General features: G+C 67.3%; 15 protein-coding genes. 12 read left to right on the forward strand and 3 right to left on the reverse strand.

The genetic code is table 11. From position 1 onward, the window contains the following. The first annotated feature begins 10 nt into the window (after positions 1 to 10). The 5 genes from QFZ57_RS01785 to QFZ57_RS01805 all read left to right on the forward strand — a co-directional run bounded on the left by QFZ57_RS01785 (position 11) and on the right by QFZ57_RS01805 (position 5,085). Positions 11 to 1,042 (forward strand): DUF6707 family protein, encoded by a 1,032-nt coding sequence (locus tag QFZ57_RS01785; RefSeq protein ID WP_306628770.1) that lies wholly within the window; start codon positions 11 to 13, stop codon positions 1,040 to 1,042. 72 nt (positions 1,043 to 1,114) lie between these two features. Further along, on the forward strand, positions 1,115 to 1,843 hold the full coding sequence (locus QFZ57_RS01790; protein WP_306897503.1) for an SRPBCC family protein: 729 nt from the start codon (positions 1,115 to 1,117) through the stop codon (positions 1,841 to 1,843). Between the two features lie 65 nt (positions 1,844 to 1,908). After that, positions 1,909 to 3,195 carry a tRNA guanosine(34) transglycosylase Tgt gene (gene tgt / locus QFZ57_RS01795; protein ID WP_306897505.1) on the forward strand — a complete coding sequence of 429 codons (1,287 nt, stop codon included), beginning with the start codon at positions 1,909 to 1,911 and terminating at the stop codon, positions 3,193 to 3,195. A 34-nt stretch (positions 3,196 to 3,229) separates the two neighbouring features. After that, complete coding sequence (locus QFZ57_RS01800; RefSeq protein ID WP_306897508.1) at positions 3,230 to 3,979, forward strand: dienelactone hydrolase family protein; 750 nt, start codon at positions 3,230 to 3,232, stop codon at positions 3,977 to 3,979. 167 nt (positions 3,980 to 4,146) lie between these two features. Next, positions 4,147 to 5,085 (forward strand): type IV toxin-antitoxin system AbiEi family antitoxin domain-containing protein, encoded by a 939-nt coding sequence (locus QFZ57_RS01805; protein ID WP_306897509.1) that lies wholly within the window; start codon positions 4,147 to 4,149, stop codon positions 5,083 to 5,085. A gap of 135 nt (positions 5,086 to 5,220) precedes the next feature. On the opposite strand, the gene QFZ57_RS01810 is transcribed toward QFZ57_RS01805, so the two are convergent. Then, positions 5,221 to 5,982 carry a queuosine precursor transporter gene (locus QFZ57_RS01810; protein WP_306897510.1) on the reverse strand — a complete coding sequence of 254 codons (762 nt, stop codon included), beginning with the start codon at positions 5,980 to 5,982 and terminating at the stop codon, positions 5,221 to 5,223. Between the two features lie 208 nt (positions 5,983 to 6,190). Between QFZ57_RS01810 and QFZ57_RS01815 the strand changes: the two genes are divergently transcribed. The 4 genes from QFZ57_RS01815 (at position 6,191) to QFZ57_RS01830 (ending at position 9,094) form a co-directional block, all read left to right on the forward strand. Continuing rightward, positions 6,191 to 6,847: a TetR/AcrR family transcriptional regulator gene (locus tag QFZ57_RS01815; RefSeq protein ID WP_306897511.1), complete on the forward strand. Its 657-nt coding sequence runs from the start codon at positions 6,191 to 6,193 to the stop codon at positions 6,845 to 6,847. A gap of 26 nt (positions 6,848 to 6,873) precedes the next feature. Further along, positions 6,874 to 7,785, forward strand: coding sequence for a TIGR01777 family oxidoreductase (locus QFZ57_RS01820; protein WP_306897512.1), 912 nt, complete (start codon positions 6,874 to 6,876; stop codon positions 7,783 to 7,785). Further along, complete coding sequence (locus QFZ57_RS01825; protein ID WP_306897514.1) at positions 7,782 to 8,165, forward strand: hypothetical protein; 384 nt, start codon at positions 7,782 to 7,784, stop codon at positions 8,163 to 8,165. The genes QFZ57_RS01820 and QFZ57_RS01825 overlap by 4 nt, the downstream gene beginning before the upstream one ends. Positions 8,166 to 8,236: 71 nt before the next feature. Continuing rightward, positions 8,237 to 9,094 (forward strand): hydroxymethylpyrimidine/phosphomethylpyrimidine kinase, encoded by an 858-nt coding sequence (locus QFZ57_RS01830; RefSeq protein ID WP_306897516.1) that lies wholly within the window; start codon positions 8,237 to 8,239, stop codon positions 9,092 to 9,094. 87 nt (positions 9,095 to 9,181) lie between these two features. On the opposite strand, the gene QFZ57_RS01835 is transcribed toward QFZ57_RS01830, so the two are convergent. Together QFZ57_RS01835 and QFZ57_RS01840 are read right to left on the reverse strand one after the other, a co-directional pair. Then, on the reverse strand, positions 9,182 to 10,930 hold the full coding sequence (locus tag QFZ57_RS01835) for a pyruvate dehydrogenase (protein ID WP_306897517.1): 1,749 nt from the start codon (positions 10,928 to 10,930) through the stop codon (positions 9,182 to 9,184). A gap of 169 nt (positions 10,931 to 11,099) precedes the next feature. Beyond that, complete coding sequence (locus QFZ57_RS01840; RefSeq protein ID WP_306897519.1) at positions 11,100 to 12,491, reverse strand: MFS transporter; 1,392 nt, start codon at positions 12,489 to 12,491, stop codon at positions 11,100 to 11,102. A 233-nt stretch (positions 12,492 to 12,724) separates the two neighbouring features. On the opposite strand from QFZ57_RS01840, the gene QFZ57_RS01845 reads away from it, so the two are divergent. From QFZ57_RS01845 to QFZ57_RS01855, 3 genes are read left to right on the forward strand one after another with little or no spacing between them, the layout of a single operon-like run. Next, positions 12,725 to 13,402: a response regulator transcription factor gene (locus tag QFZ57_RS01845; protein ID WP_306897521.1), complete on the forward strand. Its 678-nt coding sequence runs from the start codon at positions 12,725 to 12,727 to the stop codon at positions 13,400 to 13,402. After that, the gene (locus QFZ57_RS01850; protein ID WP_306897523.1) at positions 13,399 to 14,850 is read left to right on the forward strand and encodes a sensor histidine kinase; all 1,452 of its coding nucleotides are present in this window, start codon (positions 13,399 to 13,401) and stop codon (positions 14,848 to 14,850) included. Before QFZ57_RS01845 ends, QFZ57_RS01850 begins: the two co-directional genes overlap by 4 nt. Further along, positions 14,834 to 15,859, forward strand: coding sequence for a TAXI family TRAP transporter solute-binding subunit (locus QFZ57_RS01855; protein ID WP_306897524.1), 1,026 nt, complete (start codon positions 14,834 to 14,836; stop codon positions 15,857 to 15,859). Before QFZ57_RS01850 ends, QFZ57_RS01855 begins: the two co-directional genes overlap by 17 nt. The last annotated feature ends 29 nt before the right edge of the window (positions 15,860 to 15,888 follow it).

Consider the following 15,888-nt stretch of genomic DNA (forward strand, 5'->3'; position numbering starts at 1 on the left):
AAGGACTCCCATGACCGAATCACCAGCCGCCAGGCACCACCGTGAACAGCAGGCTGGATCTCTGACCACCGGCAGCCACATCCTCCTTCCCGACGGCCACCGCACCGCAGAAATTGACCAGGTGGAGCTTGAGCGGGACGATTTCGGCTCCCCGGCACTGGTGCTGGCGAGCCTCTCCGGCGGCGGCACGCTGCGGGTCGCCGTGGGCACCACGGTCACCGTGGTGGACGGAACGCGCGACGACGTCGCCCAGCTTCCGCTGCCGGCCAGCCTTCCGGAGGCCACACCTCCCGTGGAAACCGCCACGCCTAACGGCGGCCGGCAGGAGCAGCCCGGCGGCGGGACCGGGCCCATCCCCGTGGCGCCCGCCGTCGTCGTACCTCCCCTGCCTCCCGTACCGCCCGCGGTGACCGGGCCCAGCGAAGAGGAACTCGCACTCATCCCGGCGCCGGCCGGCACCCCGGAATCCGTGGTGGAAGCCGCCGCCGAAGCACACCCGGATGCCATGGGCGTCCTGCTCCTGGCCGACCGGCTCTCCAAGGGCGTCAACTTCAAGTCCGGAAGCTGCCTCAAGGACCTCAGCGACCTGGCGCACGAACTGTTCATCACGCTCAAGGACGCCGACGGAGCACTGTCCGTGGCGGACCTGATCACCGTGCTGCCCTACGACGGAAACCCCGGCCGGTGGACCTCCGTGGAAGCCTCCCTGGCGCTGGCCAGCTACATCTGCCGGCAGGACGGCCAGGACGAACGCGCGGAAGTCTACGAGAAGCTGATCCGCACCCCGGAAAACCAGGAAACGGACCCGTTCAAGGCACGCATGGCCGCCAAGGTGCGGCAGCGCTCCCTCAACGAGCCCAACCTGTACGACAAGGAAATCTTCCGCTCCATCGATAACTCCAACCACGATGCCGAGCGCGAATGGCGGCTGCTGCGGCTGGAATCGCTGCTGTTCCTGCGGGCCCACGGCGGATCGGAAACCATCGGGACGACCGAGCTGGAACGCCGCATCAGCAATGAGCTGGAGGCCGTCCGCTCCTGACCAACAAGCCGGCTTCCGGGCGGGGGAAATTACCCCTACCCGGGGCGTAGCCGGGGTTGTACATTCGGGGCTATGACCAACAATCTCAGCGTAGTGATCAATGCCGACGCGCCGCAGGTCTGGACCATGCTGCGGGAACCGGCCAAGGTGGCCCAGTGGCACGGCTGGCAGGCCGAGGACCTGGAGTCCGAGATCAAGGAAATCTACTTCTCCGGCGACGTGGTGGAATCCGCTGACCACACCAGCCTGACCATGCACGGCGGGGACACGTTTGAGCTGCACCCGGTGGCCGGCGGAACACGGGTCAGTGTCACCCGCGGGGCGGTGGACCACGACTCCGAGTGGGCTGCCTGGGACGAGGACATTACCCAGGGCTGGCTGACCTTCCTGCAGCAGCTCCGCTTCGCGCTGGAACGCCACCCGCACGGCAAGCGGCACACCCTGTTCCTGCACCTGGCTGAGGGCAAGGGCTCCGCCATCGAGAAGCTCGGGCTGGCGGACGTCCCCGCCCCGGGTGACCCGTATAAGGTAACTCTGGACACCGGCGGGGAGATCAGCGGCAAGGTCTGGTACCGGACCAGCCATCAGGTGGGACTCACGGTGCACAGCTACGCGGAGCACGGCGAGGGCCTGCTGGTGGTGGCCGATCATCCCGCCATCAAGGATGTCCGCGCAGAGGGCGAAGGCTCGCTGGTCATCGCCTCCACCTACGACCTCGGGGCCGGTGCGTTCGACGCCATCCGGTCATCCTGGGATTCCTGGCGGTCCCGGAACTACCCGGACTCGGACCCGGCCAGCTGACGTTCCCGGTTTGCTGGCGCCGCATCGTTTGCTGGCGCTGACCCCTTTGCTGGCACACTGGTACGGTGCCAGCCAACCCTGCTTTCGCCCTGCCTGATACCCAGTCCCAGTTTTCGTTCAAGGTAGGCACTCGCCTTGCCGGGTCCTGCCCGCCCACGAACACGCAGGTGGCGGAAAACGGCGGGGAGTTCCTGGGCCGCACCGGCACCATCACCACCCCGCACGGTGACATCCAAACGCCGGCGTTCATCGCCGTCGGAACCAAGGCCACGGTGAAGGCCGTCCTCCCGGAATCCATGGCGGACCTGGGCGCCCAGGCGCTCCTGGCCAACGCCTACCACCTGTACCTGCAGCCCGGACCGGACATCCTGGACGAGGCCGGCGGCCTGGGTGCCTTCATGAACTGGCCCGGCCCCACCTTCACGGACTCCGGCGGATTCCAGGTGATGAGCCTGGGCTCGGGATTCAAGAAGGTCATTGACATGAAGTCTGTGGACGCGTCCGGACCCGACGACGCCGTGGCCCCCGGCAAGGAACGCCTGGCGCACATCGATGACGACGGCGTCTGGTTCAAGTCGCACCTGAACGGTGACCGCCACCGGTTCTCCCCCGAGATCTCCATGCAGGTCCAGCACCAGATCGGTGCGGACATCATGTTCGCTTTCGACGAGCTGACCACCCTGCAGAACTCCCGGCGCTACCAGGAGGAATCGCTGGAGCGCACCCGGTTGTGGGCGGAGCGGTGCATTGAAGAGCATTTCCGCCTCACGGAGGAACGGGCGGGCAAGCCCTACCAGGCGCTGTTCGGCGTGATCCAGGGCGCCCAGTACGAGGACCTGCGCCGGAAGGCGTGCCGCGATCTTGGAGCCATGCCGTTCGACGGGTTTGGCATTGGTGGGGCGCTGGAGAAGGAGAACCTGGGCACGATTGTCCGCTGGTGCAACGAGGAACTGCCGGAAGACAAGCCCCGGCACCTGCTGGGCATTTCCGAGCCGGACGACATCTTCACGGCCGTCGAAAACGGCGCCGACACCTTCGACTGCGTCTCCCCCACCCGCGTGGCGCGGAACTCCGCGTTCTACACGCCCTACGGCCGGTTCAACCTCTCCGGCGCCAAGTACAAACGCGATTTCGGGCCGCTGCAGGAGGGCTGCGACTGCTACGCCTGCGCCAACTACTCGCGGGCCTACATCCACCACCTGTTCAAGGCCAAGGAGATGGTGTCCGCCACCCTGATCTCCATCCACAATGAGCGGTTCGTGGTGAAGATGGTGGATGATGCCCGGCTGGCCATCGAATCGGGGACGTTCTTCGACTTCAAGGCGGAGACCCTGGGCCGGTACTACTCCTAGACTGACCTCCTTGCAGCTCGGGTAGGGTGGGCGCATGCCCATCGAGATCCCTGCCGCAGAAGGCACAGCAGATGCCCTGGTGGCCCGCCCGTCCACCGGAACCGGTCCTTTTCCCGGCGTCATCCTCTACATGGACGCCTTCGGCCTGCGCCCCCGCATCCAGGAGATGGCCCAGCGCATCGCTGACTGGGGCTACGTGGTGCTGGCGCCGAACGTTTTCTACCGTGACGGAACGGCCGCCGAACTCGCACCGGCCGCGGACATGTCCACCCAGGAAGGCAGGGAAGCCGCCGGCAAGGCCGCCTTCCCGCGGATTGGCCGCCTGACAACGGACAAGGCGCTGCCGGACATCGATGCGTGGGTTTCCGCGCTGAAAACGCTCGACGGCGTGGCGCCCGGTCCCATCGGCACCGTGGGCTACTGCATGGGCGCCCGGCTCGCTGTCCGCACCGCCACCTCGCATCCGGAAGTGGTGGCAGCCTGCGGCGGTTTCCACGCCGGCGGCCTGGCCACGGACGAACCGGACAGCCCGCACCTGGGTCTGAAGAATGCACGGGCGCGCTTCGTGTTCGGCCACGCGGACCATGACCGGAGCATGGCACCCGACGCCGTCACCCGGCTGGGTGCGGCGCTCCAGTCCGCGGGGCTCGAGGCGTCCAACGACATCTACCAAGGGGCGCCGCACGGGTACACGATGGCGGACACGCCGGTTTTCCACCCCGAAGCCACCGAGCGGCACTTCAAGGAGCTGCGGGCTTTGCTGGACGGGACGCTGAAGGCCTGAGCCTGCGGTCCGCCGTCGAACTCGCCGGAAAACTGCCGGCTCGCCGGAATTTTGCGGCGATCCGGACGGGTTCCGGCGATCCCAGGCGGCAGGACGGCCTTGGAAAGTTTTCCACATGACGACGGCGGCCCCTTCCGGAGCTGCCGCAGCCGCAGGATTCTGTCGGGATGACAGCACAGCAGCCCGTCCGTCTCCCCGCTCTTCCAAGCACCGGCAACCTGTGGCGAACGGGGCAACTGCACGAGAAGGGCCTCAATTCCCGGGCCATCAAGGCCTTGGTCCTCCACGGGAAGCTGGTCCGGCTTCGCCACGGCTGCTACATCCGCGCTGCGCTGTGGGAGAAGCAGACAAGTCCCGTCCGTAGCAGGCAGCTGATTCGCGCCCATGCGCACGGAACGCTGACCACCTCAGCGGGTGGCTATGTGTACAGCCACACCTCGGCCGCCCGGCTGCACGGTCTGTATCTGTGGGATGTTGACGACATGATCCACCTTCTGCTGCCGGGGAGCCCTTCCAGCGAGCGGCTCGGCAAGGATGTCCGGGGCCACACCCGGCCTTGGACCACGTCGGAGGTGCTGACTCTCGGCGGTCTCCGGGTGACCTCGCTGGAGCGGACGGTAGTGGATTGCGCCATGATGCTGGGTTGCCGGCAGGCACTGGTGCTGACGGACCACGCCATCCGGCTCGGTGCTGACAAAGCCCTAATGGAAAGTATGGCTGAGGGCCTGCAGGGACGTCGCGGTATCCGGACCCTCCGGCTGGCCCTCGCCCACGCAGATCCACGTTCGGAGTCACCCGGTGAGACACTCACCCGCGAACTCCTGACACGGCTGCACCTTCCCCTGCCGGAGCCCCAGGTCGCGGTAGCGACACGTGCTGGCCGGTATCGGCTGGACTTCGCCTGGAAGGAGGAGAAGGTTGCACTCGAATTCGACGGGAAAACAAAGTACTTCGACTACAGGCCTACGGCTGAGGTGCTGTTTCAGGAGCGGCAGCGCGAGAAGGCCCTCACCGAGAACGGTTGGATCTTTGTGCGCGTGACATGGGCCGACCTTTTCCGCGAGCATGAGTTCAAAGCCCGTGTCCTTGCCGCGCTCAGGCGGTAGCCATGCGGCCGGAGCGCCAAACCGCCGGAACGGGACCAGATCGCCGGTTCTTCCCGGCGACCCCAGCACCGTTCCGGCGTACGGAACCAGGCAGCCAAGCGATCAGCAATCAGAACGTGCGACGCCGGGTGGCAGCTACGCGGCGTTTGTCACCGCTGCCACGGCCCGGCCTGCGACGCCGTAGCTGGGCTCGCGCCTCTTGACCCAGTTGATGGCCAAGGAAGTGACGGGGACAAAGAGGAATTCGACCAGGGTTTTGTAGACGAAGCCCACCACCGCGTAGTTCACGAAGCTGCCGAAGTCCGGGATGCCGATCACGGGTGCGGCGATGCTGCAGAAGATCAGGGTGTCCACGAACTCGCCGGCGCCGGAGGAGCCCATGAGCCGGGCCCAGAGGGACTTCTCACCGGAACGGGCCTTCATCCGGACCAGGATCCAGGAGTTGATGGTCTGCCCGGCCAGGAAGGCCAGCAGGGATGCCAGCACGATCTGCGGGACGGGGCCCAGTGCGCCTTCCAGCGCGGACTGCTTGGCGTTACCGTACTCGTCGCCGAAGCCCGGAAGGGCGATGATTACCCAGTAGCAGAGCGATGCAAAGACGGACAAGGCGAACGTGGTCAGGATGGCTTTACGGGCCACCGCGAAACCGTAGACCTCGCTGATGACGTCGCCGAGGATGTACGCCAGCGGGAACAGGAAGAAGCCGCCGTCGGTGACGATGGGTCCGAAAGCCACGCCCTTGGAGGCTCCGATATTGGACAGGATCAGCACCACGGCCATGAACGCGAGCATGATCCCGAAATAGGGCGAGCCGGCGGCGGCGAAGCTGGCACCGGAGGCAGCGGACGTTTGCGGGACGGTTTCGGACGCGGCGCTGTGGCCGGGGACAGAAGGCATGACGGTATCCGTTCAGAAGTGGTTGGCCGGCGCCCGCAGCGGGGCGGCCGGTTGTATTAGCACTGGGGCCATTCTTCCACTGCCGCCGCCTGCGGCCCGCCGGACACCGGCCACCACAGCCCACAGCCCACAGCCCCACACCCAAATTGAACATGTTCAACTACCTGTGCCACACTGGTTTTGAACACGTTCAAGAATCGGGGATGGTATGGCCGCCAAGAGTGAACAGACCAGGCAGCGGGTAGCGGAGGTTGCCTTGCGCATGTTCCGTGAGATCGGCTTCGAGAAGACCACCATGCGCGGGATTGCCGCCGAGGCAGGGGTCTCGGTGGGGAATGCCTACTACTACTTCGCCTCCAAGGATGACCTGGTCCACGAGTTGTATGTCCGGGTGCAGGCAGAGCACGCCGCCAGCGCCGCTGAAGCCCTGGGTGAAGCCAGCGGACTCGCCGACCGGCTACGGGCCACGCTGCACGCAGGCCTGGACGTCATGGCGCCCTACCACCGCTTTGGCGCCGACTTCGTAGCCACCGCCATCAGGCCCACATCGCCCGTGAGTCCTTTCTCCGCGAAATCCGCTCCGGCCCGGGAAGCCGCCCTGGAGATCTTCAGGCTGGCCGTCGACGGCGCCAGGCCCGCGGTTCCCAAAAAGCTGCGGAACGACCTGCCGGAACTGCTGTGGCTGTGCTACATGGGCATCACCCTCTTTTGGGTTTATGACACCTCGGCGGAGCAGCAACGGACCAGGAAGCTGGTGGACGGCGCCGCCCCGCTGATCGCCCGGGGACTCTCGCTGGCCCGCATTCCAGGTGTCAGCAAGGTCCTGGACGACGTCCTCAGCCTGAGCCGCAGCGTCCGCGACTAGGAAAGCAACGAAGGTTGGGGGAAAAGATGGACGGGTCAAAGACTGTTGTGGTGGCAGGTGCCTCAGGCTTTATCGGCACATACCTCCGCCGGCGCTTCCAGCAGGACGGCTGGACAGTGCGCACCATCGGACGCAGGGAAGCCGGCACTACCGCGGCCTGCTGGGACGACGGCGCCGGCATGACAAGGGTGCTCAACGGCGCTTCCCTGGTGGTGAACCTCGCCGGACGCTCCGTTTCATGCCGTTACAACCGGCGGAACAGGGCGGTGATCCTGGACTCGCGCGTCGCCACCACCCAGGCGCTCGGCCGGGCCATCGCACGCTGCCAGGAACCGCCGTCGACCTGGCTGAATGCCAGCACAGGCACCATCTACCGCAATGCGCGTGACCGGCCACAGTCCGAGAGCGACGGTGAACTGGGCTCCGGATTCTCTGTGGAGGTGGCACGGGCCTGGGAGGACGCTTTGGAGGCAGCGGCAACGTCGGGAACCCGGAGGGTGCCGCTGCGGATAGCGATCGTGTTGGGCCGCGGCGGAGGTGCGCTGGCACCGTTCGCCAACCTTGCACGGCTGGGGCTGGGCGGCCACATGGGCGATGGAAACCAGAAGTTCAGCTGGATCCATGTGGAGGACCTGTACCGCAGCGTCCGGTTCCTGCACGCGCGGACCGATATCAGCGGACCGGTGAACGTGGCATCGCCGGATGTGGTCAGCAACGGGGAGATGATGCGCCTGGTCCGGCGTGCCTATGGTGTCCGCTTTGGGCTGCCCACGCCGGCCTGGCTGCTCCGTGCCGGGGCCGTCCTGATCCGCACGGAAACGGAACTGGTGCTCAAGTCCCGGTGGGTCCAGCCGCAGAAACTGCTCGACGCGGGCTTCGTGTACAGCCACCCGGAACTGGGCCGTGCGCTGCTGCAGATCGCCCGGGAGAAGGCGTGAGCCTGCAGCCCCAGGTGACTTTCGGCCCCGGCGCCTTCCTTAGCGGCGCGGCCCTGACTGTCCTTATCTTCGGATTTCCGCACGGTCCCGTCGGTTACGTGTTCGGAAGCGCCGCGGCCCTCCTGCTTGGGATGCCGCTGGCACTGCTCACCGGCATCCTGATGCGGCCGGTCCGCAACCAGCTGCTGCATATCCTGGCCGTTGGCGCAGCAGGGGTGCTAACCGGAGTGCTCACGCTCCTGTTCATCACTGGCGGACGTTGGTACACCATGTGGGGTCTGGTGCTGTGGACAGGATTCTGCGCTGCTCTTGGCCGGGCCGCAGTGCTGGGACTTGTCACCGTCCACCGCCGGCCGGAACCTGCACCGCTGGAACCCTGACCATCCCGCAGCCCGGTGCCCTGTCCAGCCATACAAAGCGAAGATCCGACGCCGGGTGGCAGGATGGGTGCATGACTTCCGTTTCCGCTGACGCAACGTTGTCCGCCACCCGTCCCGCCGTCGTCCTCACCATCGCCGGCTCCGAGGCCACCGGCGGCGCCGGCGCCCAGGCCGACCTGAAGACCTTCCAGGAACTCGGCGTCTTCGGCATCGCCAACCTCACGTGCATCGTCTCCTTCGACCCGAAGGAGAGCTGGAACCACCGCTTCGTGCCCGTGGACCAGCAGGTGATTGCCGACCAACTGGAGGCGACGACGGCAGCCTACGGTCCGGCGTCGGCCGCGCCTTCTGCTTTGGACACCGTGAAGATCGGCATGCTGGGGAGCCCGGCCACCATCAGCACGGTGGCCGGGGCGCTGCAGGAGAACAACTTCGCCAACGTGGTCCTGGATCCGGTGCTGATCTGCAAGGGCCAGGAGCCGGGGCATGCGCTGGACACGGACCAGGCCCTGAAGGCGCAGATCCTGCCGCTGGCCACGTTCGTCACGCCCAACCACTTCGAGGCTGAGTCGCTGTCCGGCCTGGAGATCACCGACGTCGAGTCCCTGAAGGCCGCGGCCGTCCGCATCCACGAGCTTAGCGGCGCAGCAGTCCTGGCCAAGGGCGGGGTGCGGCTGGAAGGCCCTGACGCCGTCGACGTCTTTTACGACGGCGAAACCCTGGAAGTCCTGAGCGCCCCGAAGGTGGGCGAAGTGGCCGTCTCCGGTGCCGGCTGCTCGCTCGCTGCGGCCGTCACGGCGGAACTCGCCAAGGGCGCCAGCCCGCTTGAGGCGGCACGGACTGCCAAGGACTTCGTCACCGCCGGAATCCGGAACCGGGTGGCCTCCGGCGCCCCCTTCGACGCCCTCTGGCAGGGCGGCCCCCGCTAGACGGGAACCGCCGGGTTCGCCGGAAACCCTCGAGATCGCCGGAATTTTGCGGCGAACCCGGCTTTTTCCGGCGAGCTCGGCGTGTGCCTAGCGGCGCGGGATGTTCCGCAGGTTGCTGCGGGCCATGCTCACGGCCTCGCCCGCACCACGGTTCAGGACCACTTTGGACATGGCCGTGGCGAACCCGATGACCTGGGAGCCGGAGATCTTCGGCGGGATGGACAGCGCTTTGGGATCGGTGATGAGTTCCACCAGTGACGGGCCGGGGTGCGCGAACGCCTCTCGGTACGCCGCCTCGATGTGCGCAGGATCCGTGACCCGGACGGCGTGGAAGCCCAGGGCCTGGGCCACGGCGGCGTAGTTAGCGTCCGGGACATCCACGCCGAAGTCGGGCAGCCCGTCCACCAGCATTTCGAGCTTGACCATGCCCAGGGTGGAGTTGTTGAACACCACCACGTTGACGGGCAGCTTGTAGGTGGCGGCGGTGATGAGCTCACCCAGCAGCATGGACAGCCCGCCGTCCCCGGAAACCGAGATGACCTGCCGGCCGGGGTATGCCAGCTGCGCGCCGATGGCATGGGGAAGGGCGTTGGCCATGGAGCCGTGCAGGAAGGACCCGATCAGCCGGCGGGTCCCCAGCGGATTGATGTAGCGCGCCGTCCAGACGTTGCACATGCCCGTATCGGCGGTGAAGATGGCGTCCTCCGCCGCCACTTGGTCCAGCAGCGAGGCCGCATACTCCGGGTGGATGGGCTGCTTCTTCTCCACTTTCCGGGTGTAGGCGCCCACGGCCTTGTTCATCAGCCGGTCGTGCTTCTTGAGCATCTGATCCAGGAAACGGCGGCTCTTCTTGGCCTTCACCAGCGGCAGCAGTGCGCGCAGGGTGGGCAGTACGTCGCCATGGACGGCGATATCGACGTCGGTCCGCCGGCCCAGCCGCTGCGCCGCCCGGTCCACCTGGGCCGTCCGGGTGTCCGGCAGGAACTGGTCGTAGGGGAAGTCTGTGCCCAGCAGGATCAGCAGGTCGGCGTCCTCGATGCCTTCAGCCGCCGCCCCGTAGCCCAGCAGTCCGGTCATGCCGATGTCGAACGGGTTGTTGTACTGGACAAAGTCCTTGCCGCGCAGCGAGTGCCCCACCGGCGCCTTGGCCAGCTCGGCGAGCGCCATCAGTTCGGCGTGGGCGCCTTCGACGCCGGCACCCGCGAAAATGGCCACCTTCCCGGCGTCGTTGATGGCATCGGCGAGCGCCTGGACGCTGCCCGGGTCCGGGACCAGGCTGGCGGGCCGGAACGTGGCGGGAAGCGGCGTCGGGGCCGTGGCCTCCAGGCCGGCGATGTCACCGGGCAGGGTCACAACGGCGACTCCCCCGAGTCCCAGCGCGTGCTGGATGGCGCTGTGCATGACGCGGGGCGCCTGCTCGGCGGTGCTGACGAGTTCGGAGTACACCGAGCATTCGTTGAACAGCCGGTCCGGGTGGGTCTCCTGGAAGAACGTGCTGCCGATCTGCTTGCTGGGAATGTGCGAGGCGATGGCCAGCACGGGCGCCCCCGACCGGTTGGCGTCGTAGAGGCCGTTGATCAGGTGCAGGTTGCCGGGACCGCAGGAGCCGGCGCAAACCGCGAGTTTTCCGGTGAGCTGGGCTTCGGCGGCCGCCGCGAAGGCAGCGGCTTCTTCATGCCGGACGTGCACCCAGTCAATCCCGCCCTTCGCGGAGCCTCCCGTCTGGCGGACGGCGTCCACGATGGGGTTCAGGCTGTCCCCCACAATCCCGTAGATCCGCTGCACGCCGGCAGCCTGGAGTTGTTCGATGAGCTGGGTGGCAAGTTCCTTGGCCATAGGTGCAGACTCCCGAGTTTGTGGTGGTGTGCTGACAAGGCCCAATATAGTCCGCCCAGCTGGGCGGCCCCTTTTGGACCGGCACACAAAGGAGGCGTACGACGGCGGCCGGGCAGCCGCCGTCGTACGCCTCCTTGGGTATCAGGTCCCCTTGGTGCCGCCCGGACCGCTAAACGCTGAGGGAATTCTTGTCTTTGCCGTCGGCCGCGTTGGATGCCCAGGCGTGGCCCTGTTCGGCGTCCAGGTGCGTGGCCTTCTTGTTCTTCAACGCGAAGATGTACACCACCAGCGAAATGGCGATGGCGACCGTGACATAGGTGAAGAACAGGTCTTCCCGTTCCGCCTTCTGGAACGCGGCGCCGATCAGCGGAACCGTGCCGCCGAAGAGCGAGTTGGCGATCGCGTAGCCCAGGCCCACACCGAGGGCGCGGATGGAGGCCGGGAAGAGCTCGGCCTTCACCAGCGCGTTGATGGAGGTGTAGCCGCCCACGACCAGCAGGCCGCCCATCATCAGCAGGAATGCGGTGAACGGATCCTTGGTGCCGGCCAGGGTGGACAGCAGCGGCCAGGTGAAGAGGACGCCGGTGATGCCGAACCAGAGCAGCAGCGGCTTGCGGCCCACCTTGTCCGAAATGATGCCGTAGACCGGCTGCAGGAGCATGAAAATGAACAGGGCCCAGAAGTTGATCACGGAGGTGTCGGTCTTGGCGATGCCGGACGTATCGTTCATGAACTTCAGGATGAAGTTGGTGTACGTGTAGAACGCCACGGTGCCACCGAGGGTGATGCCGATGCAGATCAGCAGCGGCTTCCAGTAGCTGGTGAACAGGAGCTTCATGGTGCCAGGCTGGGCCTGGCCGGGCACGGCGGGGGTCTTGGCTGCCTCGATCTGTTCGGCGGAGACGGTTTCCTCCATGGAGCGGCGCAGCCAGAGCACCACGAGGGCTGCGACGCCGCCGATGGCGAACGGGATCCGCCAGCCCCACTCGCCCAGGTCGCCCTTGGGCATCACGTTCTGCAGGACGACCAGCACCAACAGGGCCAGCATCTGGCCGCCGATCAGGGTGACGTACTGGAAGCTGGAGAAGAAGCCGCGGCGCTTGGAAGTGGCGGCCTCGGACATGTAGGTGGCGCTGGTGCCGTACTCGCCGCCCACGGAGAAGCCCTGGATCACGCGGACCAGCACCAGCAGGATCATGGCCCACAGGCCGATCACGTCCTGCGTGGGCAGCACGGCAATGGCGAAGGAGCCGGCGGACATCATGGTCACGCTCAGCGTCAGGGCGGCCTTGCGGCCCTTGCGGTCCGCGTACCGGCCGAAGAACCAGGCGCCGATGGGGCGCATGAGGAACGACGTCGAAAAGACGGCCATCGCCTCAAGGCCCGCCTGGAGCTCGTCCTTGGAGTTGAAGAAGTGGGCCTGGAAGTAGGCGGCAAAGACGGTGTAGACGTAGAGGTCGTACCATTCCACAAGGTTGCCGGCGGAGCCCTTCAGGATGTTGCCCACGGCCCGGCGGGTCTGGGCTGCCTCCGATCGGGGCGCGGCGTGTTGGGTGCTCATCGGCGAGTTCCTCCTGGTAGTGACGGCGGCCTCCGGCGGGGAGGGCCTCATCCAAGGTATGGGTGATCCACCGCACAACCAACGCGGACGGAACTTTCCTAACACTTCCTTAGGATTCGCCCGGGGGTGGGTTGCCGCGTGCCCGTCCTCCGCCGTCGGGCACATTCTGGCGCCACGCGGTAATCTCACCAAGCGGGGATGAACCGGAAACCGCAGAAAAAGCAGCGAGGAAGATGGCCGTGGACGTGCTGATCGTCGAAGACGACGAGGCCATGGCCGGTGCCCTGACTGCCGCCGTCGAAAGTGCCGGCCACCACCCGCAGCGGGTGTCGCGGGGTGCGGACGCGCTGCTTTCGCACCGGAGCTTCCAAGTGATCCTCCTGGACCTGGGGCTTCCGGACATGGACGGGCTCGAGGTCCTGCGCAAGCTGCGGCAGGTCACGAATGTTCCCATCCTGATTTTGACCGCGCGCGACGACGAGCGCAGCGTAGTGCTCGGGCTCCGCTCCGGCGCGGACGACTACCTGGTCAAGCCGGTCAAGCTCGTGGAACTGCTGGCCCGGATCGAAGCGGTGACACGGCGGGCAGGACGCGCCGGCGGCGTTCCCCAGGAGGACATCATTGTGCTGGACGACCTGGCCATCGACCTGAACCGGCGCACCGCTTCCAGGGGAGCCGCGCCCCTCCCCCTGACTGCCACGGAATTTGAACTCCTGGCCCTGCTGGCCCGCCACGCGGGGTCGGTGGTCACCCGTGAACAAATCCTCGACGCCCTGTGGGGCGATGCCTTCCTGGCCTCCTCCCGGTCCCTGGACGTGCACCTGACCGGACTGCGGGCCAAACTGCAGAAGCCCGGCTTCATCATCAATGTGCGCGGGGTGGGCTACCGGGTGGAGGCGGGCGGCGCATGAGGCTGCGCGTCCTGGGCGTCCTCAGCGTGCTCTGCCTGGTGGTGGTCTTCCTGATCTCCGGCACCATCCTGGGTTCCGCGTCCCGCGAGCTGACCCAGGAGCTCCAGATCAACCGGGCAGCGTCCCTGAACCGGCTGGCACAGGTGGCCTTTGATGCCGCCGGCGACGGCGACACCGTGCGCCTGCAGCGGGAGATGGACACCTATTCCGGACTCTATGGGGAAGGAATCGTGGTCCGGGTCCAGCAGGACATCCTGGCTTCCGGCGGACTTGATGCGGGGCGGTCCGACGTGCAGAATGCCCTGTCCCTTGCCCGGCTCAACGTGAGCAACACGTCCCTGGAACAGCTGGAGCCCTTTGGCTCCGGATCCCAGGTCATTTTCCGGCCGTTCGGCAGCGCCAGCCAGGTCCTGGGCGCCGTGGTTTTGGACGTCCACGCCGGCACGGCGCAGCAAAAGCTCCGGGAGCGGTGGCTGGTGGTGGGTGTCGCTGCGCTGGCTTTGGCCGCCGTGCTTTTGGTGGGCGCCGCCCGCGTCACGGGATGGGTTTTGCGGCCTGTGCTGCGGCTGGATTCGGCCGTGCACGAGCTGGAGCGGACCGGGCGGGCCGGGCGCCTGCCGGAGGACGGTCCGCCCGAGCTGCGGCAACTCAGCCGGTCCTTCACTGCCATGGCCCGGACCGTAAGCGCCAGCATGGCGGCGCAGCGGCAGCTGATCGCGGACACATCGCACCAGCTGCGGAACCCGGTGGGGGCGCTCCGGCTGCGGCTGGACCTGCTCCAACTGGAGCTGAAGACCGCCCGGGAACATGATGCAGCTGAGCGGGCACTGGCAGAACTGGAGCGGGTGGAAGAGATCCTGGACGGGGTACTAAAGCTGGCAGCCGCGGAGCACCGCGCATCTGAAGGGTACCTGCGGGCCGCCGGAAGTCCCGGGGAAAGCCCGCCGGCCCAGCCGGTGGACCCGTTCCCCATCCTCCAGGGGGAAATCGAACGGGCAGCGCCGCTGGCGGAACAGGCGGGTTGCCGGCTGGTCCTTGCTCCGCCACCGCAGCCGCCGGCACTGGTCGCCTGCCACCCGGCAGAGCTGGGCCAGATGGCGGGCGAACTCCTCAACAACGCCATGAAGTACGCTCCCGGTGCCACGGTTGCGGCGGCTGTGCGGACGGAGGCCGGCACTGTGGCCGTGGAGATTTCCGACGACGGCCCAGGCCTTTCCGCGTCGGAGCGCGCCTCGGCTGCCACCAGGTTTTGGCGGTCTCCGCGGCATTCCTCGGTTCCGGGCACCGGGCTGGGCATGACCATTGTGGGTGAGCTTGCCGCCGCCAACGGTGGCCGCCTGGTGCTGGCCGAAGCAGCCCCGCACGGGCTGTCGGCCCGGATCGAGCTTCCCGCTCCCCCGTCCAGCCAGGCGGCATCCGGGCCGGGCGGGGGTGGTGCCCGTGCCTGACCTTGGTACCCCGGGCGGCCCCGTGGCGCTGCCGCCGCGACGAACCCTCCTTAAGTCAGCCCTCGCCGTCGGCCTGGCTGCCTGCCTGCCACCCGCACTCAGTGCCTGTACCGGCGCCGACCGGCCGGAAAACCTGACTGTTGCCGGTGGTGAACCGGGTGGCTTCTACCTCGAGTTCTCCACGCTTCTGGCCGCAGCGCTGGAGCGTCACGGCGTTGCGCATCGTGCCAGTGCCCTGTCCACCGGCGGCAGCCTGGACAACATCGCCGAGCTGCGGGCGGGGCGCGCCGCCTTCGCCGTGGCCCTGGCGGATGCTGCCGCGCAACCGGGCGGGTCGGCCCAGGACACGGCAGGGATTGCCGCTATCGGCAAGGTTTATGAAAACTATGTCCACTGCGTGGTTCGCAAAGACAGCGGCATCCGGGACGTCCCGGCGCTGGCCGGACGCCGGGTTGCCGTGGGTCAACCCGGGTCGGGGACGTCACTGACGACGCCGAGGCTCCTCGAAGCCGCCGGGCTGCGCACCTCGGGCGATGCCGCACCCTCCGCCGGGACCACCGCCGTCGAAAATCTTGGCCTGAACGACGGCATCGCCGCGCTCAAAGCGGGAACCGTGGATGCCCTGTTCTGGTCCGGCGGCGTCCCCACTGCTGCCATCGCCGCGGCCGCTCAGGAGGTGCCGATGGGCCTCCTGGATCTGTCGGGCCTGTTGCCGGAACTGCGGCGGCGGTACGGCGGCCTGTACGACCGCGTCCTCATCCCCGAGGGAAGCTATCCCGGGGTGCCCGCGGCGTGGACCGTGGGTGCTCCCAACCTGCTCCTGTGCCGCAGCGACCTGGACAGCGCCACCGTTGAGCGGACGGTCCAGCTGCTGGTGCATAACGCGGGCGAACTCATTCCCCAGTCCAGCCTGGGCGTGCAGTTCCTCAGCGCCGAAAGCCTCATCAACACCGCCGGCGTCCCCCTGCACCCTGCTGCTGCGGACGCCTACCGGGCGCTGCACGGGTAACCCAACGCCCGCTCACCTCCTGCACCCGG

Origin of the sequence: Arthrobacter sp. B1I2, from assembly GCF_030816485.1 — a bacterium.
Classification (GTDB): Bacteria; Actinomycetota; Actinomycetes; order Actinomycetales; family Micrococcaceae; genus Arthrobacter.